This window comes from Streptomyces sp. SAJ15, assembly GCF_007595705.1.
Lineage (GTDB): Bacteria > Actinomycetota > Actinomycetes > Streptomycetales > Streptomycetaceae > Streptomyces.
Genome location: NZ_NISY01000015.1, coordinates 1 through 21,930, shown reverse-complemented (window position 1 = coordinate 21,930; position 21,930 = coordinate 1). Strand labels below are relative to the sequence as shown.

General features: G+C 72.5%; 17 protein-coding genes and 1 rRNA gene. 6 read left to right on the top strand and 12 right to left on the bottom strand.

From position 1 onward, the window contains the following. Window positions 1–332 precede the first annotated feature (332 nt). On the top strand, window positions 333–923 hold the full coding sequence (locus CD790_RS28565; protein WP_144386263.1) for a DJ-1/PfpI family protein: 591 nt from the start codon (window positions 333–335) through the stop codon (window positions 921–923). A 251-nt stretch (window positions 924–1,174) separates the two neighbouring features. Here CD790_RS28565 and CD790_RS28560 read toward each other — a convergent pair whose 3' ends face one another. Both CD790_RS28560 and CD790_RS28555 read right to left on the bottom strand, forming a co-directional pair. Beyond that, window positions 1,175–1,870, bottom strand: coding sequence for an HAD family hydrolase (locus tag CD790_RS28560; RefSeq protein WP_144386262.1), 696 nt, complete (start codon window positions 1,868–1,870; stop codon window positions 1,175–1,177). Between the two features lie 84 nt (window positions 1,871–1,954). Continuing rightward, window positions 1,955–2,461, bottom strand: a complete 507-nt coding sequence (locus CD790_RS28555; protein WP_144386261.1) for a DUF6912 family protein — start codon at window positions 2,459–2,461, stop codon at window positions 1,955–1,957. An 898-nt stretch (window positions 2,462–3,359) separates the two neighbouring features. On the opposite strand from CD790_RS28555, the gene CD790_RS36285 reads away from it, so the two are divergent. After that, window positions 3,360–3,755: an Rv3235 family protein gene (locus tag CD790_RS36285; protein ID WP_144386260.1), complete on the top strand. Its 396-nt coding sequence runs from the start codon at window positions 3,360–3,362 to the stop codon at window positions 3,753–3,755. 133 nt (window positions 3,756–3,888) lie between these two features. Here the strand turns inward: CD790_RS36285 and secA are convergent, their stop codons facing one another. After that, window positions 3,889–6,723 carry a preprotein translocase subunit SecA gene (gene secA / locus CD790_RS28545; RefSeq protein WP_144386259.1) on the bottom strand — a complete coding sequence of 945 codons (2,835 nt, stop codon included), beginning with the start codon at window positions 6,721–6,723 and terminating at the stop codon, window positions 3,889–3,891. Window positions 6,724–7,052: 329 nt separating this feature from the next. On the opposite strand from secA, the gene CD790_RS28540 reads away from it, so the two are divergent. After that, on the top strand, window positions 7,053–7,637 hold the full coding sequence (locus CD790_RS28540) for a GNAT family N-acetyltransferase (RefSeq protein WP_144386258.1): 585 nt from the start codon (window positions 7,053–7,055) through the stop codon (window positions 7,635–7,637). A gap of 213 nt (window positions 7,638–7,850) precedes the next feature. Then, a complete protein-coding gene (locus tag CD790_RS28535; protein WP_144386257.1) occupies window positions 7,851–9,041 on the top strand; it encodes a winged helix-turn-helix domain-containing protein in 1,191 nt (396 codons plus the stop codon). 115 nt (window positions 9,042–9,156) lie between these two features. Here CD790_RS28535 and CD790_RS28530 read toward each other — a convergent pair whose 3' ends face one another. The 4 genes from CD790_RS28530 to CD790_RS28520 all read right to left on the bottom strand — a co-directional run bounded on the left by CD790_RS28530 (window position 9,157) and on the right by CD790_RS28520 (window position 13,034). Then, on the bottom strand, window positions 9,157–9,900 hold the full coding sequence (locus tag CD790_RS28530) for a response regulator transcription factor (RefSeq protein ID WP_144386256.1): 744 nt from the start codon (window positions 9,898–9,900) through the stop codon (window positions 9,157–9,159). A 279-nt stretch (window positions 9,901–10,179) separates the two neighbouring features. Next, the gene (gene hpf, locus CD790_RS28525) at window positions 10,180–10,866 is read right to left on the bottom strand and encodes a ribosome hibernation-promoting factor, HPF/YfiA family (RefSeq protein WP_144386255.1); all 687 of its coding nucleotides are present in this window, start codon (window positions 10,864–10,866) and stop codon (window positions 10,180–10,182) included. 319 nt (window positions 10,867–11,185) lie between these two features. Continuing rightward, on the bottom strand, window positions 11,186–12,091 hold the full coding sequence (locus CD790_RS34935) for a ComF family protein (protein ID WP_186319284.1): 906 nt from the start codon (window positions 12,089–12,091) through the stop codon (window positions 11,186–11,188). Between the two features lie 4 nt (window positions 12,092–12,095). Continuing rightward, the gene (locus CD790_RS28520; protein ID WP_144386254.1) at window positions 12,096–13,034 is read right to left on the bottom strand and encodes a LysR family transcriptional regulator; all 939 of its coding nucleotides are present in this window, start codon (window positions 13,032–13,034) and stop codon (window positions 12,096–12,098) included. A gap of 91 nt (window positions 13,035–13,125) precedes the next feature. On the opposite strand from CD790_RS28520, the gene CD790_RS28515 reads away from it, so the two are divergent. Next, the gene (locus CD790_RS28515; RefSeq protein WP_144386253.1) at window positions 13,126–14,046 is read left to right on the top strand and encodes an EamA family transporter; all 921 of its coding nucleotides are present in this window, start codon (window positions 13,126–13,128) and stop codon (window positions 14,044–14,046) included. Window positions 14,047–14,118: 72 nt separating this feature from the next. On the opposite strand, the gene CD790_RS28510 is transcribed toward CD790_RS28515, so the two are convergent. From CD790_RS28510 to mtnA, 4 genes are all read right to left on the bottom strand, one after another. Beyond that, complete coding sequence (locus CD790_RS28510; protein WP_260867957.1) at window positions 14,119–16,029, bottom strand: LpqB family beta-propeller domain-containing protein; 1,911 nt, start codon at window positions 16,027–16,029, stop codon at window positions 14,119–14,121. Then, entirely contained in the window at window positions 16,019–18,331 is a 2,313-nt protein-coding gene (gene mtrB, locus CD790_RS28505) for an MtrAB system histidine kinase MtrB (protein WP_399218371.1), read from the bottom strand. The genes CD790_RS28510 and mtrB overlap by 11 nt, the downstream gene beginning before the upstream one ends. A 2-nt stretch (window positions 18,332–18,333) precedes the next feature. Continuing rightward, entirely contained in the window at window positions 18,334–19,011 is a 678-nt protein-coding gene (mtrA, locus tag CD790_RS28500) for a two-component system response regulator MtrA (RefSeq protein ID WP_144386252.1), read from the bottom strand. Between the two features lie 190 nt (window positions 19,012–19,201). Beyond that, window positions 19,202–20,359, bottom strand: coding sequence for an S-methyl-5-thioribose-1-phosphate isomerase (mtnA, locus tag CD790_RS28495; protein ID WP_144386251.1), 1,158 nt, complete (start codon window positions 20,357–20,359; stop codon window positions 19,202–19,204). 142 nt (window positions 20,360–20,501) lie between these two features. Here mtnA and CD790_RS28490 point away from each other — a divergent pair, with 142 nt between their 5' ends. Beyond that, on the top strand, window positions 20,502–21,785 hold the full coding sequence (locus CD790_RS28490) for a glycerophosphoryl diester phosphodiesterase membrane domain-containing protein (protein WP_144386250.1): 1,284 nt from the start codon (window positions 20,502–20,504) through the stop codon (window positions 21,783–21,785). Between the two features lie 66 nt (window positions 21,786–21,851). On the opposite strand, the gene rrf is transcribed toward CD790_RS28490, so the two are convergent. Next, window positions 21,852–21,930: ribosomal RNA gene (gene rrf / locus CD790_RS28485) — 5S ribosomal RNA — on the bottom strand; the annotation flags it as partial.

Here is a 21,930-nt window from a genome sequence, read left to right as displayed (position 1 = left end):
TGTGTACAAAACCTGGGCGGGAAGTTTGACGATGTGGACAGCGACGCGTGGCCCCCGAACTCTTTGCCGCCTTCACACCCTCCCCACCACCCCTCTCCTGCCTCCCATGCATCGACTTACGCCCCTTTTGACCTCTTTCGCACCCACACGCCCCGCGGGTGGCACGCTCCTTCTCAGCCCGTAGGGCGCCGGCCACCCGGCGTGACCGGCCGAATCGGCCCCCTTGGCAGCGGGCGGTACGCGTGCACGGCGGGCGCGACGCGGGGACCGTGACTAGCGTGGACGTACGCGACGAGTCAGTGGACGCATGCGACGAGTCAGAGGTGGGCGGCATGGCTCCGAAGATCCTGATCGTGACCGGCGACGCGGCCGAATCCCTGGAGGTGCTCTACCCCTACCAGCGGCTGATCGAGGAGGGGTACGAGGTGCACATCGCCGCCCCGAGCCGCAAGAAGCTCAGCTTCGTGGTCCACGACTTCGTCGACGACTACGACACCTACACCGAGAAGCCCGGCTACACCTGGCTCGCCGACCTCGGCTTCTCGGAGGTCGACCCCGGGCAGTACGCCGCCCTCGTCATCCCCGGCGGCCGCGCCCCCGAGTATCTGCGCAACGACCCCGAGCTCCGCAAGATCCTCAAGGCGTTCTTCGACGCCGACAAGCCGGTCGCCCAGACCTGCCACGGCCCCCTCCTCACCGCCGCCGTCGGCGGCCTGGCCGGCCGCCGCGTCACCGCCTACCGGGCCCTGGAGCTGGACATGCAGTCCGCCGGGGCCAACTACCAGGACGCCGAGGTCGTCGTCGACGGCACGCTCGTCTCCGCCCGGGCCTGGTCCGACAACGCCGCCTGGATGCGCGCCTTCGTCCAGCTGTTGCGGGAGAAGGCCCCGGTCGACGCCTCGGACACGACAGCCGCCGGCTGACCCGGCCGGGGGGCGGCCCGGCTGAGGGGGCGGCCCGGCTGGGGGGGGCGGCCCACCCGAGGGTGGCCCACCCGTCCGAGCACCCGCCCCCGTCACCGGCCACCGGTCGCCCCGTCACCGGTCACCCGGTCACACCCAGCCACCCGGCGACACCAGGCCCCCAGCCACCCGTCAGCCCGGTCAGCCCGGTCAGCCCGGTCAGCCGGTGGTGCATCGTCCGAGGTCTCAGCCGGCGTGCGAGGCCGCGTGGCTCAGCCGGCCGCCGAGCCGTTCACGGACCGGCCCGACACCAGCTCCGCCGCGACCTGTGTGGCCTCCGCCAGCGTGTCCACCACCGGCACCCCGGCGCTCGCGAGGCTGGTCCGGCTGTGCGAGCCGCCGGTGTACAGCACGGCGTGCGCCCCCGCGTGAGCGGCCGCGACCGCGTCGTCCAGGGCGTCCCCGATGACCACCACGCGCTCCGGTGGCACGCCTTGCAGCGCCGCCAGGTGGCGCACCATCTGCTCCGCCTTGCCGGTGGTGCTGTCGCCGATCCGCCCGTCCACCCTGATGAAGTGTTCCTCGATCCCGTATGTCCGCAGCAGCGGCACCAGCCGGTCATGCGGCGCCAGCGAGCACAGCGACTGGGTGTGCCCGGCGGCCTGGCAGTCGGCGAGCAGCTCCCTGGCGCCCGTCGCCAGACCGGCGGAGGCCGCCAGCGCCCAGTAGTGCCGGTGGAACGCGTCGTCCATGACCCGCCACTCGGCGTCGGTGGGCAGCCGCCCCATCAGCCGCTCGTAGAACAGCGGAACCGGTACGCAGTACAGGTCCCGGTAGCGCTCCAGCGTGATGGGCTCCAGCCCTATCTCGGCGAACGACGCGTTGGTCGCCGCGATCACTGTGTCGATGTCGTGCAGGAGGGTCCCGTTCCAGTCCCACACGATGTGTGCCACGTGCTTCATCCCCATGCCCTCGACCGTACCGACCACCGGTCGCGGCCGCGTCGTGACGACCGTCACCTGTGGAAAACCGCCCGCTTGGGGATAACCCGCTCACCCGATCAGGTTGGGGATCTCCTGGGTGGCGTACCAGAGCAGCTCGTGGTCCTCGGCGCCGTCCACGGTGAACCGTGCGTCGTCGTCGCCCTGGTCGGCCGCGCCCAGCGCCGCCGCGGCCGCGGCGATGTCCTCCTCGGCGTCGCCGGCGTCGACGTGCACGGCGGCCGCCTTGGCCAGCCGCACGGCGGAGGTGATGCGCACCTCGCCGAGCGCGGCGTGGTCCAGCCCGCGCTCGGGGTTGGCCACCGCGGCGCCGTCGGCCACGTCCACCGCCACCACGACCCGGCGCCGGGCGGCGGCTGGGTCGGCGGCCAGCAGCCGCAGCGACGCCTGGGCCGCCCGACTCAGCGCCGCGTACTCCAACTCCTCGATGTCGTCGGACACGTACCACTCGCGCAGCGCGGGCGTCACGGCGAAGGCGTCCAACGGGGCGGGGCCCAGCTCGCCCGTCTTGTACGCCTCGGCGAGACCGGGGAGGGTCAGGGGGACGTAGACGCGCATGGCTGCCGCTTTCCTCAAGGCTGTGGGGAGTTAACGATCGCAGCCAGCATACGGGCGCACGTCCCCCTTCGGGGTAGTGCGCCCCCGCGCTCGGAGCCGCTTCCGGACAGGCCGAGACCGGCCTCGGCCACCCGATCGGGGCGGTGGGACCGCCTGATAGGTGAAGCTCCCGCGCCGCCTCCGGAAGGGGGCCGTCGTCCTTGTCCCACTCGCGAACGCGTCGGTAGAAGATCCCCCGACCGAAGTTACTAGCCGGTATCGCCCGGGGCGTCCGGCCGAAGGTGCGGGAGCGATGACCATGACCGGAATCCCCACGACCAACGCGAGTCGCGACGCCGACGAGACGACGCCGCCGCCCGCGCCCCGGAACCCGGCGGCTCGCTGGGGCGGGGTGGCGGACGAGGACCCGGACGCCGGGGAGCGGGACGCCTTGGAGCGGGCCACACACCGGATTTCGGCGGCGGACGGCAGCCGTGCCGGGCACACCCCAGAGCCGGACGCCGGCCACGCCGCGCCCCGTCCGGCGGCGCGCGGCGAACAGACCCCGCCGCGAGGGCGGCCGGCGGACCGGAACCCCGCCACGCCCCGCGACCCGGCGGCGGACGACGGCCCCCTCGCGCATCGGGCGCAGGCGGCCGAGGCCGCGGGCCGCGGCGCCGGGCCGGTGCGTATGCCCCGGGGAGCGGCCGCGGCGCGTCGTGGGCCCACCCAGGGGCCGGCACGCCCCACTCCCGGTGGCGGGCCCCCCGGTCGGCGCGACTCGCGGCGCCCCGCGTCCGCCCGATCGGCACCACGACCACCGAGTGCCCCACCCACCACAGCGACCGCAGCCGCGTCGGCGCCCGTCTCGGCACCCGCCCCCGCGTCGCGGACGCGCACCCCCGCCTCCCGAAGCTCCGTGGCGCGCTCCGCCGCCGTCGCCGTGCGCCGGCGGCAGCGCGAGCGACTGCCGCGCTACTGGTTCGCACACCAGCTGCTGCTCACCCTCAGCGGGCAACGCCCCGTGCACACGCTGCTGGGGCACGCCCTACCGGACGCCTACGACCAGCTCGTCGAGCTGGCGCCGCGGGCCCCGCTGCGCCCACCCGGGACGCTCCGCGAGGCGCCCTTCGTCCAACGGTGCGGGGAGTACCGGCCGCGCGAGGGCGTCATCGAGGCGTACGCGCTGATCGCCTACGGGAACCGGCGGCTGGTGGCGCTCGCCTTCCGGCTGGAGCTCGGCGCCGACGCCCGCTGGCGCTGTGCCGCCGTCGACCTCGGCCCCTCGGCCGGCGGCACCGAACCACGCGGATGACCACCCCGCCACGAGCGACGGGCCGGGCCCGGGCACCCCGTGAGGTGCCCGAGCCCGGCCCGTACGCCCGGCTGTCGCGCGCCGCCCCGCGCGGCGGTCGACGCGGGTGGCGGTCGACGCGGGTGGCGGCCCGCTACTTCTTGCGGCGGCGGCCACCCTTGCTGGCCTTACGGCGCTCCGCGCGGGTCAGCCCGTCCGACTCCGAACGCTGCGCCGGCGCGGTGGCCTGGTCGGTGGTGAAGTCGCCCTCCACGACACCGCCCTCGCCGTCGACCGTCGGGGCGGAGAAGTGCAGCCGGTCGGGGCGCTGCGGGGCCTCCAGGCCCTTGGCGCGGATCTCGGGGCGCGCCCCGGCACCGGCCGGAACCACGTCCTCCACGCCCTGGGCGGCGGCGGCCTTCTCGGCGGCGTCCTGCACCGGGACCTCCTCGACCTGCTGCTCGACCTGGACCTCCAGGTTGAACAGGTAGCCGACGGACTCCTCCTTGATGCCGTCCATCATCGCCGTGAACATGTCGAAGCCCTCACGCTGGTACTCGACCAGCGGGTCCTTCTGGGCCATGGCGCGCAGGCCGATGCCCTCCTGGAGGTAGTCCATCTCGTAGAGGTGCTCGCGCCACTTGCGGTCCAGGACCGACAGCACCACGCGGCGCTCCAGCTCACGCATGATCTCGGAGCCGAGCTGCTTCTCCCGGGCGTCGTACTGCTCGTGGATGTCGTCCTTGACGGACTCGGCGATGAACTCGGCGGTGAGCCCCGCGCGGTCGCCGGCGGCCTCCTCCAGCTCCTCGATGGTGACCTGCACCGGGTAGAGCTGCTTGAAGGCGCCCCACAGACGGTCCAGGTCCCACTCCTCCGCGAAGCCCTCGACGGTCTCCGCCTGGATGTAGGCGTCGATGGTGTCGTCCATGAAGTGGCGCACCTGCTCGTGCAGGTCCTCGCCCTCCAGGACGCGGCGGCGCTCGCCGTAGATGACCTCGCGCTGCCGGTTGAGGACCTCGTCGTACTTCAGGACGTTCTTACGGGTCTCGAAGTTCTGCTGCTCGACCTGCGACTGGGCGGAGGCGATGGCGCGGGTGACCATCTTGTTCTCGATCGGCACGTCGTCGGGAACGTTGGCCATCGCCATCACGCGCTCGACCATCTGGGCCTTGAACAGACGCATCAGGTCGTCGCCGAGGGAGAGGTAGAAGCGGGACTCGCCGGGGTCGCCCTGACGGCCGGAACGGCCGCGCAGCTGGTTGTCGATACGCCGCGACTCGTGACGCTCGGTGCCCAGCACGTAGAGCCCGCCGAGCTCCTTGACCTCCTCGAACTCCGCCTTCACCGCCGCCTCGGCGCTCTCCAGGGCGCCCGGCAGGGCCGCGGCCCACTCCTCGGCGTGCTCCACCGGGTCCAGGCCGCGCTGGCGCAGCTCCGCCTCGGCGAGGTGGTCGGGGTTGCCGCCGAGCTTGATGTCGGTGCCACGGCCGGCCATGTTGGTCGCGACGGTGACGGCGCCCCTGCGGCCCGCCTGGGCGACGATCTGCGCCTCACGGTCGTGCTGCTTGGCGTTGAGCACCTCGTGCGGCACACCGCGCTTGTTGAGCTGCTGGGAGAGGTACTCCGACTTCTCCACGGAGGTGGTGCCGACCAGGACCGGCTGGCCCTTCTTGTGCTTCTCGACGATGTCCTCGACGACCGCGTCGAACTTCGCCACCTCGGTCCGGTAGATCAGGTCGGACTGGTCGATTCGCTGCACGCTGCGGTGGGTCGGGATCGGCACCACGCCCAGCTTGTAGATCTGGTGGAACTCGGCGGCCTCGGTCATGGCCGTACCGGTCATGCCGGAGAGCTTGCTGTACAGCCGGAAGAAGTTCTGGAGGGTGATCGTGGCGAGGGTCTGGTTCTCGTCCTTGATGTCCACCCCCTCCTTGGCCTCGATCGCCTGGTGCATGCCCTCGTTGTAGCGCCGGCCGGCGAGGATACGACCGGTGTGCTCGTCGACGATCATGACCTCGCCGTCGATGACGACGTAGTCCTTGTCCTTCTTGAAGAGCTCCTTGGCCTTGATGGCGTTGTTCAGGTAGCCCACCAGCGGGGTGTTGACCGACTCGTAGAGGTTGTCGATGCCCAGCCAGTCCTCGACCTTGCTCACGCCGGCCTCGTGGATGCCGACGGTCCGCTTCTTCTCGTCGACCTCGTAGTCGCCGGTCTCCTCGATGCCCTTCTGCGGGTTGGCGGCCTCGCCCTTGGTCAGCCGCGCCACCAGCTTGGCGAAGTCGCCGTACCACTTGGTGGCCTGGTCCGCCGGGCCGGAGATGATCAGCGGCGTACGCGCCTCGTCGACCAGGATGGAGTCGACCTCGTCGACGACGGCGAAGTTGTGGCCACGCTGCACCAGTTCGTCCTTCGACCACGCCATGTTGTCGCGCAGGTAGTCGAAGCCGAACTCGTTGTTGGTGCCGTACGTGATGTCGCACGCGTACATCTCGCGGCGCTGGGCCGGCGTCATGTTCGCGAGGATGCAGCCGACCGACAGACCCAGGAACTTGTGCACCCGGCCCATCCACTCGGAGTCACGCTCGGCCAGGTAGTCGTTGACCGTGATCAGGTGGACGCCCTTGCCGGACAGCGCGTTCAGATAAGCGGGCAGGGTGCCGACCAGGGTCTTGCCCTCACCGGTGCGCATCTCGGCCACGTAACCGAGGTGCAGCGCCGCGCCACCCATCAGCTGCACGTCGTAGTGGCGCTGGCCCAGCACGCGCTTGGCGGCCTCGCGGACGGTCGCGAAGGCCTCGGGCATCAGGTCGTCGAGGCTCTCACCCGCGGCGTACCGCTCCTTGTACTCCTCGGTGAGGGCGCGCAGCTCGGCGTCGGAGAGGTTCAGGAAGTCCTCTTCGATGGAATTGACCTGGTCCGCGATGCGGTGCAGCTTGCGCAGGATCTTTCCTTCGCCTGCACGCATGAGCTTGTTGAGGACGGACACTTAGGCTGGCTCCTTGCCGGTCGGGCGTGGCACGGTCGGGTGCGCTGGCGCGGCATTATCAGGCGGCGCTGGCCCCGCCGCAACGGCCATCGTAAGACAGGACCCCGCCACGCCGGGAGGTCCGCCAGGACGAAGGTCGAGTGTCACCCGTCCAGGACAACGCGTGAGGCACGGATAAGGTGCCCCGCCAAGGCGCCCCGACCCTCCTCTCCGACGGCCGCGCGGGGGCCGCCTCGCCCTCGGTCGCCCCCCAGGCCCCCGGCCGGGGCCGGCCCGCCTCCCACGGAAAAGCGCTCGCTTCCCGCGCGGCGAGCGACCAGACTCGACCCATGGAGCCTGTCACCCTCACCACCGAACGGCTGATACTGCGCCCCTTCGCCCCCTCCGACGCGGACGCGCTCACCGCGGCCTGCCAGGACCCGGAGATCCCCCGCTGGACGGCGGTCCCCTCTCCGTACACGCCCGCTCACGCGGAGAAGTTCATCGGAGAGACCTGCCCGGAGGGCTGGCGTGAGGACTCCGGCTACAACCTGGCCGTGGTCACCAAGGACACCGGCTCGCTGGTCGGGGCGATGGGGCTGCTCCAGCTGTCGGGGCCGGGCACCGAGGAGCGACGGGCGGAGCTGGGCTACTGGACCGCCAAGGAGCACCGCGGTCGCGGCTACACCGTCGAGGCCGCTCGGACCATGGTGGACTGGGCCTTCGCCGAGCTGGGTGTGGAGCGGCTGGAGTGGCTCGCCGAGGTCGGCAACGAGGGCTCCCTGGCCGTCGCACGGAAGCTCGGATTCCAGATGGAGGGGACACTGCGCGCCCGCATCCCGTACCAGGGCACCCGGCGGGACTCCTGGATCGGCTCCCTGCTGCCATCCGACTGGGGCCGGCCGTCCGCGACCCCGTACCTGCCGGCGCCCTGACGCACGCCGGCGCGCCGCCCCGGTCGCCCCGTCGAGACGCCGACCCGCCGCACACGCCCCGCCGGGCCGCCGACGCACCGACCCGCCGACCCGCCGAGACTCCAGCCCCGCCACCCTCCCAGCAGCCGCCACTCCGCGCCGCCCACTGCCGCTGACCTGCCCCGATCACCGACCGTCCGGGTGTTGTCAGTGGTGGGCTCTACGGTGTGCTCCATGACGAGTACTGCCGCCGGCGCCTCCGTTGTCGTCACTCTCTCGGCCGATGAGGCACGTCGCATCGCGCTGCGCTCCCAGGGCATGCTGGGCGCCCCCGACCGCAGGGCCGGGGTGCGCGGGCTGCTGCGGCACCTCGGCGCGGTCCAGCTCGACACGATCTCCGTACTGGCACGCTCGCACGAGCTGGTGCCGTACGCGCGACTGGGCGCGGTCGGCCGCGGGGCCGTGGAGTCGGCCTACTGGACCGGGGCACACAGCTTCGAGTACTGGTCGCACGCGGCGTGTGTGCTGCCCATCGAGGAGTGGCCGCACTTCGCCTTCCGCCGCCGCGCCTACCGCGACCACCCGCAGTGGGGCCACGACCTGCCGGACGGGGCGTACGAGTCGGTGATCAAGCAGCTCCACGCGGAGGGGCCGCTGACCGCGACGGAGCTGGGCGGCGCGAAGAACGGGGGCCCGTGGTGGGACTGGTCGGCGGCGAAGGTCGCCGTCGAACGGGCCCTGATGTACGGCGAGGTGGTGTGCGTCGAGCGGCGCGGCTGGAAGCGCGTCTACGACCTGGCCGAACGCGCGGTGCCGGAGGCGCTGCTGCACGACGACCTCGACGACGCCGAGTGCCTGCGGCGGCTGGTGCGGCTGGCCGGGCAGTCGCTCGGTGTGGCCACTCGCGCGGACCTGGCCGACTACCACCGGCTCAAGGGCGAGCAGGTGGACGCGGTGCTCCCGGCCACCGGGCTGGTCCCGGTAGAGGTCGAGGGGTGGGGAAAACCGGCCTGGGCGGACCCGGAGGCGCTGGAGGCGGAGTCGGCCAAGCCGGGCGGCAGGCACCGCACCACGCTGCTGTCGCCGTTCGACTCCCTCATATGGGACCGGGCCCGCACGGAGCGGATCTTCGGCTTCAGCCATCGGCTGGAGGCGTATGTGCCCAAGCCCAAGCGGGTCTACGGGTACTTCGCGATGCCGCTGCTGTCCGGCGGGCGACTGCTGGGCCGGGTCGACCCGGCCCGCGAGGGCAGGACGCTGGTGGCTCGTCAGGTGTCGTTGGAGACCGCGAAAGCCGTACGCCCCATGGCTCGGGCGCTGCGGGAGGCGGCCGAATGGGTGGGCTGTGACGCCGTGCGGATCGAGCGCGTCGACCAGACCCGACTGGCGCCGGCCCTCCTCGCGGCCGTGGCGGAGCTCAACTGACGGCCGTACCCCCGGGCTCGGCGAGTCGCTCGGACAGGGGCACTCCGGCAGGGGCACTCCGGGACCGCGCCGCCGCGGTGCTCCGTCCGGCGGGCGCCCGACGACGGACGCGGGCTCAGCGGATCTCGAGGATCTTCTCCCGCATCGCGTACACCACGGCCTCCATCCGGGAGTGCAGCTGGAGCTTCTCCAGGATGTTGCGGACGTGGTTCTTCACCGTGTTCTCGGAGATGAAGAGCTCCTTGGCGATGTCCCGGTTGTTCATGCCGGTGGCCACCAGCTTGAGGACCTCCAGCTCACGGTCGGTGAGCCGGGGCGCCGGGACCAGCCGCCGCTCGTCGGTGCGCTGGATCATGGACTTGAACTCGGTGAGGAGCTTGGACGCCATGGAGGGGCTGATCTGCGACTGTCCGTCGGCGACCGCGCGGATCGCGGTGGAGACCTCGTCGGTGGAGATCTCCTTGAGCAGATAGCCCGTCGCCCCGGCCTTGATCGCGTCGTAGAGGTCGGCCTCCTCATCGCTGATCGTCAGCATGATGATCTTCGCGCTGGGTGCCACCTCCTTGATGGAGGTGCATGCCTCGATGCCGCCGCGCTTGGGCATCCGGACGTCCATCAGCACGATGTCGGGCAGCAGATCGGCGGCCTTGTCGACCGCCTCCGCGCCGTCTCCCGCCTCACCGACGACCTGGATGTCCTCCTCCTGGGCGAGGACGATCTCCAGCCCACGCCGGAAGAGCGCGTGGTCGTCGACCACGAGCACCCGGATCGGCTCCTTGCGCGACGCGCCCCCGTCCGTTCCCGTGCCGACGCCGCGATCGCCGTCGTCACGGGACACGGGCCCGAAGCTGTCCGCCATCGTTCCTCCCCCTGAAGGCCATGGCCCTGCGGTCCGCACGATGCGCTGTGCACCGTGCCGTGCGGTGTCAACCCTTCCGGTCCGTACGCGGGTTGCCACCGTCAGCCATGATTTCATGCCCGGGCCGCGGGGTGGTGCTTCCGTCGGCGCGCAGTGGTGCCCCGGGGGCGCGCACGCACCCCGGGGCACCACCCTCGTGCATCGGCTCGACGGCCGGTGCGACCGGCGGACGGCGAGGCCGGACCGGATCACCGGTCCGGCCGCACCGGTCACCTTCGGTCAGCCGCCGAGCGAACCGCCCGCTCCGCCGGCCTCCTCACCGACGAACGCCTCGGTTTCCAGGTGAATCACGCCGTAGTCGTAGGCGTGGCGCCGGTAGACGACGCTGGGCTGCTTGGTGTCGGAGTCGACGAAGAGATAGAAGTCGTGCCCGACCAACTCCATCTCGTACAGAGCCTGGTCGAGCGGCATCGGGGACGCCGCGTGCGTCTTCTCCCGCACGACCAGGGGGCCTTCGCCCTTGACCTCAAGGGGGCCCATCCTGGTGGTCGGCACGGCCTGCTCGGCGACGGCGGCAAGCTCGCCGGTGCCGTTGATGCGGGCCGCTTCCGGAACCGCGGCGGCCACGTCGCTCGCCGGAATCCGGCCGTTTCCACGTCGTGTATGGCGCTTGTCGTGCTGCTTTCGCATGCGCGCCTCCAGCTTGCTCGCCGCCAGGTCCAGCGCTACGTACGGATCGGCGGCCGCAGCCTCCGCCCGGATCACCGGTCCACGGGAGCGCAGGGTGATCTCCACTCGGTCGGAGCGGTCGGCCTGCCGGGGGTTGTGTTCCTTGGACACCTCGACGTCCAGGCTGATCACCTTGCCGTCGAGCTTCTGGATCTTGTCCAGCTTCAGCTTCTCGGCCACGTGCTTCCGGAACCGCTCGGGCACCTCTGTCTTGCGGCCCTTGACGACGATGTCCACGCAGAACTCCGTTCCCGGGTGGCTCCGACGTCGGAACGGCGGAGCGCGTCCCTTGCTGCACTAGGCCCCGGAGATTTCCGGAGCCACCAGCTTGGCGGCTTTCACCTCCTCCTCCCCCATGACCAAGATCCCAACCCCACCTTTTCGCGGTTCGCAAAAAGATCACAAAGCACGCCAAGCGGAGATAAGAGGCATAGCGCCTGCCATTCCTCACAACCGAACATAGCTCTCTTGAGCCGAAGTCGGCACCCCTTACCGGCCCGTACCTCCGGTCGGCTGCTGGGCCTCCTTCACTACCTGCAACGATCTACGTTCCATTTCAGTTCCGGTTGATTTCGAACGCAACCGCTGGTGCGGCGATCACCGCGGCCCCCAGCACCACCCGTTCGGCCCCGCCCGACCCCGCCGCCGCCCCGGCCCCCGACACGGCGTCGGCGGCCCTCGTCCCCCCGTCGCCGGCCGCCGACACGGCTGCGCCGACCCTCGTCTTCCCGGTCCCGGCCGCCCCGGCCCCCGCCCCGTCGTCTCCCCCCGCGTCTCCCGCCGCGACGGCCGCCGTGACCGCGCGCGCCGCCTCGGCCAGCGAGGCCCCCGTCGTCATCAGGTCGTCCACCAGCACCACCCGGCCGGCCGTGAGCAGCCGCCCGGCGCCCGGCGGCACCCCCAGTGCCCCCGCCAGATTCCACCGCCGCTCGTCGGCCCCCAGCCCCGACTGGTCCGTGACCGGCCGCCGCTGCCGCAGCACCGACAGCACCCGCGCGGCCACCCCCTCCCGCCGCAGCGCCCCCGCCGCCGCCAGCGCGATCCGCCGCACCGGATCGTGCCCCCGGGCGGCCACGGCGCGAGGGGTCGAGGGGACGGGGACGAGGAGAAGGGTCCCTACGCCATTGCGGGGGCCTCCCCCCACCCCCACCCCTCCCACCCCCCGCGATGCCTCCTGGGCGGCTCGCACGGCCCCTGCCAGGGCAGCCCCCAGCGGTCGGGCCAGCCAGCGGGCCCCGCGCTCCTTGTGGGCGAGCAGGACCGCCCGCGCCTCGTCCTCGTACGGCACCGCCGCATGGACGGCGGGCAGGCCGGCAGGCACGGGGTGGGGTCGGACGCGCCGGGCCCGCGCCTCGTACAGCAGCGCGCGGCACCGTTCGCACAACCCGGTACGTGGCCGGCCGCAGCCCGCGCACCCGGTCGGCAGCACCAGGCCGACGATCTCCGGCCACCACCCCCGCATGGCTCTACTGTGACCGGCGGGGGCGGCGGCCGCCACCGCCGTGGATAACCGGGTCTTCTTCCGAGTCGGGCGTGGCGGGGATGTCGAGAACGGCGAGGAAGGCGGTCGCCGCCGGCGTGCGGCTGACGCGGCTCCAGATGGCGTATTCCACGCGGGCCGGAGCGTCGGTGACCTCGACGGTGGTCACGCCGGTGAGCTGACGCACGTAGGCGGAGGGAAGCATGGCGACGCCGAGGCCCTGCCCGACCAGTCGAGCCAGATAGTCGGCGTTGGTCACCTCGAAGGCGACGTCACGGCTGATACCGGCGGCCGAGAAGGCCAGGTCGGACTGGACTCGTCCGGCTGTCTTGGCCGGCAGGTCCACGAACACCTCGGAGGAGAGCCTGCGCAGGTCGACAGCCGGTTCCTCGGCGAGGGGGTGGTCTGGCGCGACCACGGCGACGAGCCGATCCCGGGCGAGTTCACGGGCGTTGACACCCTGGGGCCGCGCTGTGGTCGGCAGCCCGAGGAAGGCCACGTCGATGGCCCCTTCCCTGACCTGTTCGACGAGCTCCTCGCTCGCGCCCACGCGCAGGCTGATGCGCACGTCGGGGTACTGCCGGTGGAAGTCACGGAGGGCGCCGGGGATGTCCACCGCGGCGACGCTGGGGATCAGGCCCACGGCGAGCCGTCCGCGCACCTCCCCGACAGCCGCGGCGACCTCGGCGGCCGCCCGCTCGGCGGCGTCCAGACACTGACGGGCCGCCGGGAGGAACGCCGCGCCGGCCGGCGTCAGCCGCACCCGGCGGCTCGTGCGCTCGAAGAGCCGGGCGCCCAGTTCCTTTTCCAGGCGCGCGATTTGGTGGCTGAGGGCCGACTGGACGACGAGACATCGTTCGGCCGCCCGGGTGAAGCTGTTGGTCTCGGCGACGGCGACGACGTAGCGCATCTGCTGAAGCTCCATGGACCCATCGTCGATCCATCGAGAATCGAGATCAATCGAGTGACAAAACATGTGTTGGACTCATTGATCGCACCCGTCTGAGACTGCGGGCATGACAAGTCCAACAGCGCTGAGGGCTGCCGGTGGAACCGCCGGTGGGGTTCCCCCACGGGGCCTGCCCCGTGCCGCCGTGACGGCGCTCGCTCCCCTGGTGTGGGGCACGTTCTATGTCGTCACCACCGAGCTGCTCCCGCCGGGGCACCCCCTGTTCGCGGCGCTCCTCCGGGCGTTGCCCGCCGGTCTGGTCGCGCTGGCGATCTCCCGGACGATGCCGCGCGGAACGTGGTGGGGGAAGGCCGCGGTGCTCGGCGTGCTGAACATCGGGCTGCTCTTCCCGCTCCTGGCCATCGCGGCCGAACGCCTGCCGGGAGGCGTCGCCGCCACCCTGGCGGCGGCCCAACCGCTCGTCGTCGCCGTCCTGGCCGTGGCGGTCCTCCGTGAGCGCCTGTCGGTCTGGCGCCTCGCCTGGGGGCTGGTCGGCGTGGTCGGCGTCGGCCTGGTGGTGATCGGGCCGAAGGCGGCACTCGACGGCGTCGGGGTCGCGGCGGGCCTCGGCAGCGCGGCGTCCATGGCGCTCGGGCTGACGCTCACCAAACGCTGGGGACGTCCGGCCGAGGCCGGTGCCACCGCTTTCGCCGGGTGGCAACTCACGGCAGGGGGGCTGTTCCTGTTGCCTCTCACCGTCCTGGTCGAGGGGGCGCCTCCCACGGTCGACCTTCCCGCCGTCCTCGGCTACCTCTGGTTGGGCCTGTTCGGCGGTCTGCTCGCCTTCGTCCTGTGGTTCCGCGGACTCACCAGGCTGCCCGTCACCTCGGTCGCGGTCCTCGTGCTGCTCTCTCCCCTGGTCGCCGCGGTTCTCGGCGCCGTCGTGCTCGGCCAGACGCTCGGGCCCCTCCAGCTCGTGGGTTTCGGGCTCGCACTCGCCGCGATCGTGGCGGGACAGCTTCCCGTGCCCGCCCGCCCCCGGCGGTGACGCCCGTCAGTTGCCCAACAGATGCACATCAGGTGCCAGATGCCCGGCAGGCGCCCATCAGACGCCCGACAGTCAGCCCGGATAGACCGGCCCCACTCCCGCCTTGGCCACGCTCTCCCAGTCGCCGTTGGTGGTGAGTCGGACGATGCCGTCCTCCTTGGCGCCGGCGAGGAGGGGACGGTTCTGGCCCTCGGTGGCGGCGAGGGTCTGTATACCGCCGGGGGCGGGAATGGTGCGGATGTCGGCGGGAGAACCGTCGGTCTCCACGTACATCAGCAACTTCTGCACACCGCGGCTCTCATGGCCGGCGACCACCAAACGGCTGTCGCCGGCCCAGGCGGCGGCGTCGACGTCCTCCAGCTTGAGCCCGATGGAGCGCAGCCCCTCGACGGAGAGCTCCGGGGCCTTGGCGGTGCCGCGGCGCTCGACGCGGCCGAGCTGCAGCGTCGTATGGCCGTCGCGCTCGACGAGCAGGGCGAGCCGCATGCCGTCCGAGGAGATGCGCAGCGAGGTGATCCGGCCGCCGCCGAGACCGGGGACGCGGACCTCCTCGGGCGTTCCGGTGCCGTTCTGAAGGCGCAGCAGTCGGGGGTGGCGGGGGTCGCGGTCGGCGACCCAGAGCCCGCCGAGCGCGTCCCAACTGGGCGTGGTGAGCCCGTTGTCGGGGTCGGCGGCGCGGCTGGTGAGCCGGGCCACGCCGCGCTGGGCGCCGGGTTCCAGCACGCTCGTGTAGAGGAGGCGGCCGTCGCGGGAGACGCCGGCGGCGAACCGCTCGTCGCGGGCGATCGCGACGGAGCCCAGTTGGGCGCCTTCCAGGCCGAACGCTCCGGCGACCGGGCTGGCGACGTCCTCCTCGTCGGAGAGGCTCACCACCCGGTGCTTGTCGTCGACGAAGTACTGCCGGTACTTGCGGTCCATGCGGCCGTTGAGTCGGTCGGGTGCGTAGCCGCGCGAGGATTCGCTGGAGAGGCTGCACAGTTCGGAGCCGTTGGCGCGCTCCAGTCGTACGCTGCTCAGCTCGGTGGAGGTCTGGTCCTGGACGGTGAAGAAGACCTGAGCCGCCATCCGGTGGCAGCGCACCTCGTCGATGCGCGCCGCGCGGTCGTTGAGCCGGACGCTCAACGTGTGCGAGTCGTCGAGGGTGAGCTTCTTCTCGCCCGCCGCGAGGGTGGTGCCGGTGGGGAAGGCGGTGCTGACGACCGGGTCGAGCCAGTTGGTCGGGCCGTCCAGCAGGGCGTTGACCGTCGCGGTGACGGAGTCGACGCGCTTGCGCAGGTAGACGGGGTCCGCGACGAGGACGTCCTCGCCGACGACGGGTGACGCGCCGGCGTCCGGGCCCAGTTCGGCGAAGTAGTACTTGTTGACGGAGCGGTAGATGCGCTGGAAGTCGGGCTGGCCCATGACCAGTCCCGGCGGCAGGCTGTCGATCCGCCATTCGCCGCCGGTCTTGGCGAGGTGGATGCGCTCCTCGTACTTCCGCTCCCGCGGCTCGTACGCGTGTCGGTCGTCGACCGTGGCGAGCTGAGTGCCGGTCAGCAGGATGGTGATGCCGTTTCCGTCCTTGCCGGCGGTGGGGTCGACCGAGACCTTGGGGGCCTGCGCGAGCACGGTGATCGAGGCGAACGGGTCCCAGGCGCCCTGGGCCTCGTCGGCGAGGTACTGCTTGGCGGTGTCGAAGTCGGGTTCGTCGCTGGTGATGGCCTCCAGGAAGCCGGAGACCAGCTCCGGGGGCTGTTCGCCGTTGCCCGGCGGCACCCCGTAGACCCGCACCTGCGAGTCGATCTCTGCGCGCGGCGAGGAGTCGACCTTGCTGACGTCTCCGCTGTCGGGCATGGAGGCACAGCCCGTCAGCACGACCGCGCCGCAGACGAGGAGCGCCGACGCCGCGAGCGGGGTGCGGCGTCGGGCGCTCGGGGCGTGCGCTCTTCGGGGGTCGCCGGGTTCGTCGGGTTCGCTGGGGCGGTGGCGGCGGTCAGCGCCCACGGGGTCGGCCCTCCGGTTCGCTCTGGGTCGGCTGTGTGGACGTCGGTGTCGCGGCGGCGTCCCGCGCCGCTGCCGCGGGCCCCGGCCGGACGGAGGCCGGCTCCCCGGCGGGGTCCTGCGGTACGGCGGCGGAGGGCGGCGGTGCGGGGGTGGGCCCGGGTCGTACGGATCCCGCCGCCTCGGCCGGTTCCCGGCGCGGGGAGACGGTCGCCGGCGCCGCCGCGGGGGCGGTCGTCGGCCTCGCCGGGGCCGGCACCGTGGGCGTGGTCGGGGCTGACGGTCGCGTGGCGGTGGTGGGGTCGGGGCGCGTGGCGGCGCTGTCGCGCGGCACCACGCGGTTGCCGTCGCCCGGCAGGGCGGCGGGGTCCACGACCGGCGGCGGGCCCGCGGGCGCGGGCAGCGCCGGCCGCCGGGGGGCGGCGCGCAGCTGGGCGGGCACGTGTGCGCCGGCACGGCCGGCGGCGCCGCCGGTGCCCTTGCCTCCGCCCAGGCCGCGGTTGCGACGTGAGTCCTCGGGCTCCAGCGGGATCGGCGAGGTGCGCAGCGCGTCGCCGGCGGCGCGCGGCAGCGTCAGCCGGAACTGGGAGCCGCCGCCGGGCTCGCCCCATGCCTGGAGCCAGCCGCCGTGCAGCCGGGCGTCCTCCTCCGCGATGGAGAGGCCGAGGCCGGTGCCGCCGGTGGTGCGGGCGCGGGCCGGGTCGGCCCGCCAGAAGCGGTTGAAGACGCGGGTGGCCTCGCCGGGCTTGAGTCCGATGCCGTAGTCGCGGACGGCGACGGCGACGGCGCTTTGGGAGCCGGCGAGCCGCACCACCACGTCCCGGCCCTCGCCGTGTTCGACGGCGTTGACCACGAGGTTGCGCAGCACCCGCTCCACGCGTCGGGCGTCGGCCTCGGCGATCACGGGGCGTTCGTCGCCGCGGACGATGATCCTGGTGCCCTTGCGCTCGGCGAGCGGCTCGGCGCCGTCGACGACGCGGTGGACCACGTCGCGCAGGTCGATCGCGTCGGCCTCCAGGGCGGCCGCGCCGGCGTCGAAGCGGCTGATCTCCAGGAGGTCGGCGAGGAGCGACTCGAAGCGGTCGAGCTGGCCGATGAGCAGTTCGGCGGAGCGGGCGGTGACCGGGTCGAAGTCCTCGCGGGCGTCGTGGATGACGTCGGCGGCCATGCGCACGGTGGTGAGCGGGGTGCGCAGCTCGTGGGAGACGTCGGAGACGAAGCGGCGCTGCATCCGGGAGAGGTCTTCCAGCTGCTGGATCTTGACCTGGAGGTTCTGCGCCATCTTGTTGAACGCCTCGCCGAGGCGGGCGATGTCGTCCTCGCCGGTGACCTTCATCCGCTCCTGGAGGCGGCCGGCGGCCAGCCGCTCGGAGATGCCGGCGGCCATCCGTACGGGGGTGACGACCTGGCGCACCACGACCCAGGCGATGGCGCCGAGGAGGACCACGACGAACACGCCGGCGGTGGCCAGGGTGCCCTTGACCAGGCTCAGCGACTTCTCCTCCTGGGTGAAGGGGAAGACGTAGTACAGCTGGTAGGGCTTGTCGTCGATGCCCATGAGCTGCTTGCCGATGACCAGGCCGGGCTCCTCGGAGCCGGATCCCTGGTGGCGGATCCTGGTGTACTGCTCGTAGACGGCGTCGCCCTGGTCGACCTTGTGGCGCAGCTCGGCGGGGACGCTCTGGGTGGGGTTGATGTCCCCGGAGGCGCGCGGGCCGCGACTGGTGACCGGCGGCTCCTCGACGGCGGTGGCGGCCTCGGAGCTGAGCGCCACCACGAAGTAGGAGCCCTTGCCGCCGCTGGCGAGCTGGTTGACGAGGGCCGTCAGCCAGGTGCCGGGGTCCTGGGCGCCGCGGTTGCCGGGGGTGCCGTCCTGTTCGCCGCGGGTGTCGCCGCGGGCGTCGGCCAGCTGCTCGGCGACGTCGAAGCCGCCGGCGGCCTGGCCCTGCGCGGCGTGTCGCTTGGCGTCGAGCAGGCCGTTGCGGACCTGGCCGATGACGACCAGGCCGAGAAGCAGCACCACGCCGAGGGACATCAGCAGCGTGGTGGCCACGACGCGGAGCTGGATGTTGCGTCGCCACAGGCGCAGCGCGGGCAGCAGGGGGCGGCGCACCCACCGGCCGAAGAGCCTGATCAGGGGGTGCGCCGGCCCGTTGCGGGCGCCGTCGGGCAGCAGGTGGCCGCCGCTCCACAGCCGCCGGAACAGCGGGATGTCGCCCGCGGGGTCGACGGGGCGGCCGGCCCGGGTGGTGTCCTGGGCGCCGCCCTCCGGCCCGCGGGGCTGCGGGGCAGCGCCGGTCGACATGCTCAGCTCGGCCCGGCCTTGTAGCCGACGCCGCGCACGGTCACGACGATCTCCGGCCGCTCCGGGTCCCTCTCGACCTTGGAGCGCAGCCGCTGCACGTGCACGTTGACCAGGCGGGTGTCGGCGGCGTGCCGGTAGCCCCACACCTGCTCGAGGAGCACCTCGCGGGTGAAGACCTGCCAGGGCTTACGGGCCAGCGCGACCAGCAGGTCGAACTCCAGCGGGGTCAGCGCTATCGACTGGCCGTCGCGCTTGACGGAGTGGCCGGCCACGTCGATGACGAGGTCGCCGATGGTGAGCTGCTCGGGCGCCGGCTCCTCGGAGCGACGCAGCCGCGCCCGGATACGGGCGACCAGTTCCTTGGGCTTGAACGGCTTGACGATGTAGTCGTCGGCGCCGGATTCCAGGCCCACGACCACGTCGACCGTGTCGCTCTTGGCGGTCAGCATGACGATCGGAACCCCGGACTCGGCCCGGATGAGCCGACATACCTCGATGCCGTCCCGTCCGGGGAGCATGAGGTCGAGCAGCACCAGGTCGGGTTTGGCATCGCGGAAGGCGGCGAGAGCCTTGTCGCCGTCCGACACGAACGACGGTTCAAAGCCTTCTCCGCGCAGCACGATGCCGAGCATCTCTGCCAGTGCGGTGTCGTCGTCGACGACGAGGACGCGTCCCTTCATATCGACATCATCCCATTTTCGCATCCGGTCAATAGACGAGGGTGACCCAGCTCACCGCTACGGGGCAACGAGTGTTTATGCCCGTAGGCACCCGTAACGGTATTTGGATCTTGATTTCCGGCAGGCCGGTCACGCCCCTCCCGCCCAGGTGTCGCAAGGGCGGCGCGGGTCGTGGTCACACATCATGACGTCAGCCCGGCGACTTCCCCTCGCCCGATCGTGAACTGGCGCACAGATCACGAATTCCGGCGGCGGAAACCGGGGAAATCACCCCGTGTTCCGTGACGATAGCGGTCAGCAACCCGGGTGGCGTGACATCGAAGGCCGGATTATATGCCTGGGTGCCTAAGGGGGCCACCGGCACACCGGTTCCCGCCTCGACGCCGGCGGTCGGTCCGTACGGAATGGTCAGATCCGTGACCTCGTGTCCGGGCCGGTGCTCTATCTCCATGGCCGCCGCGTCGACGGCGCGGGAATCCACCGTGCCGGCCGGGGCCACGACGATGAACGGCACATCGTGGTAGCGGGCCAGCACGGCGAGCGGATAGCCGCCCACGGTGGCCGCCGCCGACCCGTCCGCCGCTATCCGGTCGGCACCGATCAGTACGGCGTCGACCTTGCCCGCAGCGAACAGCGAGCCCGCCGCGCTGTCCGGCAACAGCGTGCACGCCATCCCCGCGCGGGCCGCCTCGTGCGCGGTCAGCCGCGCCCCCTGGAAGGACGGCCGGCTCTCGTCCACCCACAGCCGCCGCAGCCGCCCCGCGCGGTGCGCCGCCGCGATGACGGCGAACGCGGTGCCCTCGCCCACCGAGGCCAGCGCGCCGGTGTGGGCATGGGTGAGGATGCGGTAGCCGCCGCCCGGCAGCAGTTCCCGCAGCAGGACCAGCCCCCGCGCGGCCAGCATCGTGCCGGCCCGCACGTCCTCCCGGTGCACCGCGCGGGCCGCGGCGAGCGACGCGGCGGCGGCCTGCGCGGCGTCATCACCGCGCTCCACCGCCTTCCGATAGGCCGTCAGGGCACGGCGCACCCCGCGCGCCAGGCTGACGGCCGGGGGGCGGGCGAAGACCAGCCGATCGGCGGCCTCCTCCACGTCGAAGCCGCGCGCCGCCGCCAGGGCCACGCCGTACGCGCCGGCGACCCCCAACAGCGGCGCGCCGCGCACCGCGAGCGTACGTATCGCGGCAACCAGCGCCGGTACGTCCGTGCAGACCAGCTCGACCTCTTGGGCGGGGAGCCGCGTCTGGTCGAGGAGCACCAGGACGGGCCCCTCGGGTGGTTCCTCCCAGCGCAGCGCACGGGCGATGGGCGGGGTTTCGCCGCCCGGAGAGACTGCGTGCTCAACAGCCATCCGCCCAGTCTGCCCGGAAGGGTGCCCATTATTGAAGGCCGCCCTCGGCGGCGATCACGGCGCGAGGACCGGCACACCGTGACACGATGCTGCCGACCGGCCACCGTCACCTTCAGCGACGGGGCATCGGGAAGGAGTGACGATGAACGACTCCCCGGGTCGGGAACCACCCGGTTCCTCCCCGGCCGACCAGCCGGAACAGGGCCCTTCCGGCGAGGGCGACGCCCCGGAGGGCGCGGAGGCCGCCGAACCTCCCGATGGCTCCCGGCCCCCGGACCGGCCGTCCGCGGGGGCCGGTCCCGGATCGGCGCCGGGCGCCAGATGGGCGGAGCGACAGCCGCCCCGGGGACAGTGGCCCGCGCCCTGGGGGACTCCGGATCACCCGTCCGGTCCATCGGGCCGGAACGGCTCCGCCGGCCCCGCCGGGTCCGGGGGTTGGGGCGCCGGATGGGCGCAGCCGCCGCCCGCGGCCAAGCCGGGCACCGTGCCGCTGCGGCCGCTCCGCGTCGGCGAGATCATCGACGGTGCGCTGGCGACGCTGCGTCTGCACTGGCGGACCGCGCTCACCGTCTCGCTCGCCGTCGCCCTCGTCAGCCAGTTTCTGATCACCACCGTCACCGGGCTGTGGCTGCAGGACACCTCCGGTCTGGAAGCCCTGGAGAACGACCCGGAGCCGACGGCCGCGGAGACCCTGGACGCGCTCGGCGGCTCCCTGGGCACCACGGGGGCCACCATGGTCATCGGCATGCTCGGCACCCTCGCTGGCGCCGTGCTACTGGCCCCCGTGGTCAGCGCGGCGGTGCTGGGGCGGCCCACGTCCACCCGGGAGACCTGGCGCGCCGCCCGGGGGCGGCTGCCCCGGCTCTGCGGGCTGGTCGTCCTGGTGCCCCTGCTCGTCGTCGGGGCCTTCGCCGCATGGGTGGCGCCGGGCCTGCTGGTCGTGGCCGTCGGAGCCTCCCGGCCGGGGGCGACCCTGGCCCTGCTGGGCGCCCTGCCGGGCTCCTGCGCCGCGATCTGGCTCTGGGTACGGTTCAGCCTCGCCGCTCCCGCTCTGGTGCTGGAGAAGCAGAGCGTGCGGAGCGCGTTACGGCGTTCCACCAAGCTGGTACGGGGCGCCTGGTGGCGGGTCTTCGGCATCCAACTGCTGGCGCTCGCGTTCGTCTTCGTCGTCAACGCGGTCATCGAGATCCCGGCCAGCGCCGTCGGTATGACGCTCGGCGGGGACAGCGCCATGGAATGGCTCGCCGGCGAGTCCAGCGCCGTCGGCTGGCCCTTCCTCGTCGTCATCGGGATCGGCGGGACCCTCAGCATGACGCTGACCCTTCCGATCACGGCCGGGGTCACCACACTGCTCTATGTGGACCAGCGGATCCGCCGGGAGGCACTCGACCTGGAACTGGCGCGAGCGGCCGGCGTCCGATCCTGAGGAAAAAACAAAAAAAGTGGCTCGATCCCCAAGCGATGCTTGGGGATCGAGCCACTTTCAAAATTTGTTCGGCGGCGTCCTACTCTCCCACAGGGTCCCCCCTGCAGTACCATCGGCGCTGAAAGGCTTAGCTTCCGGGTTCGGT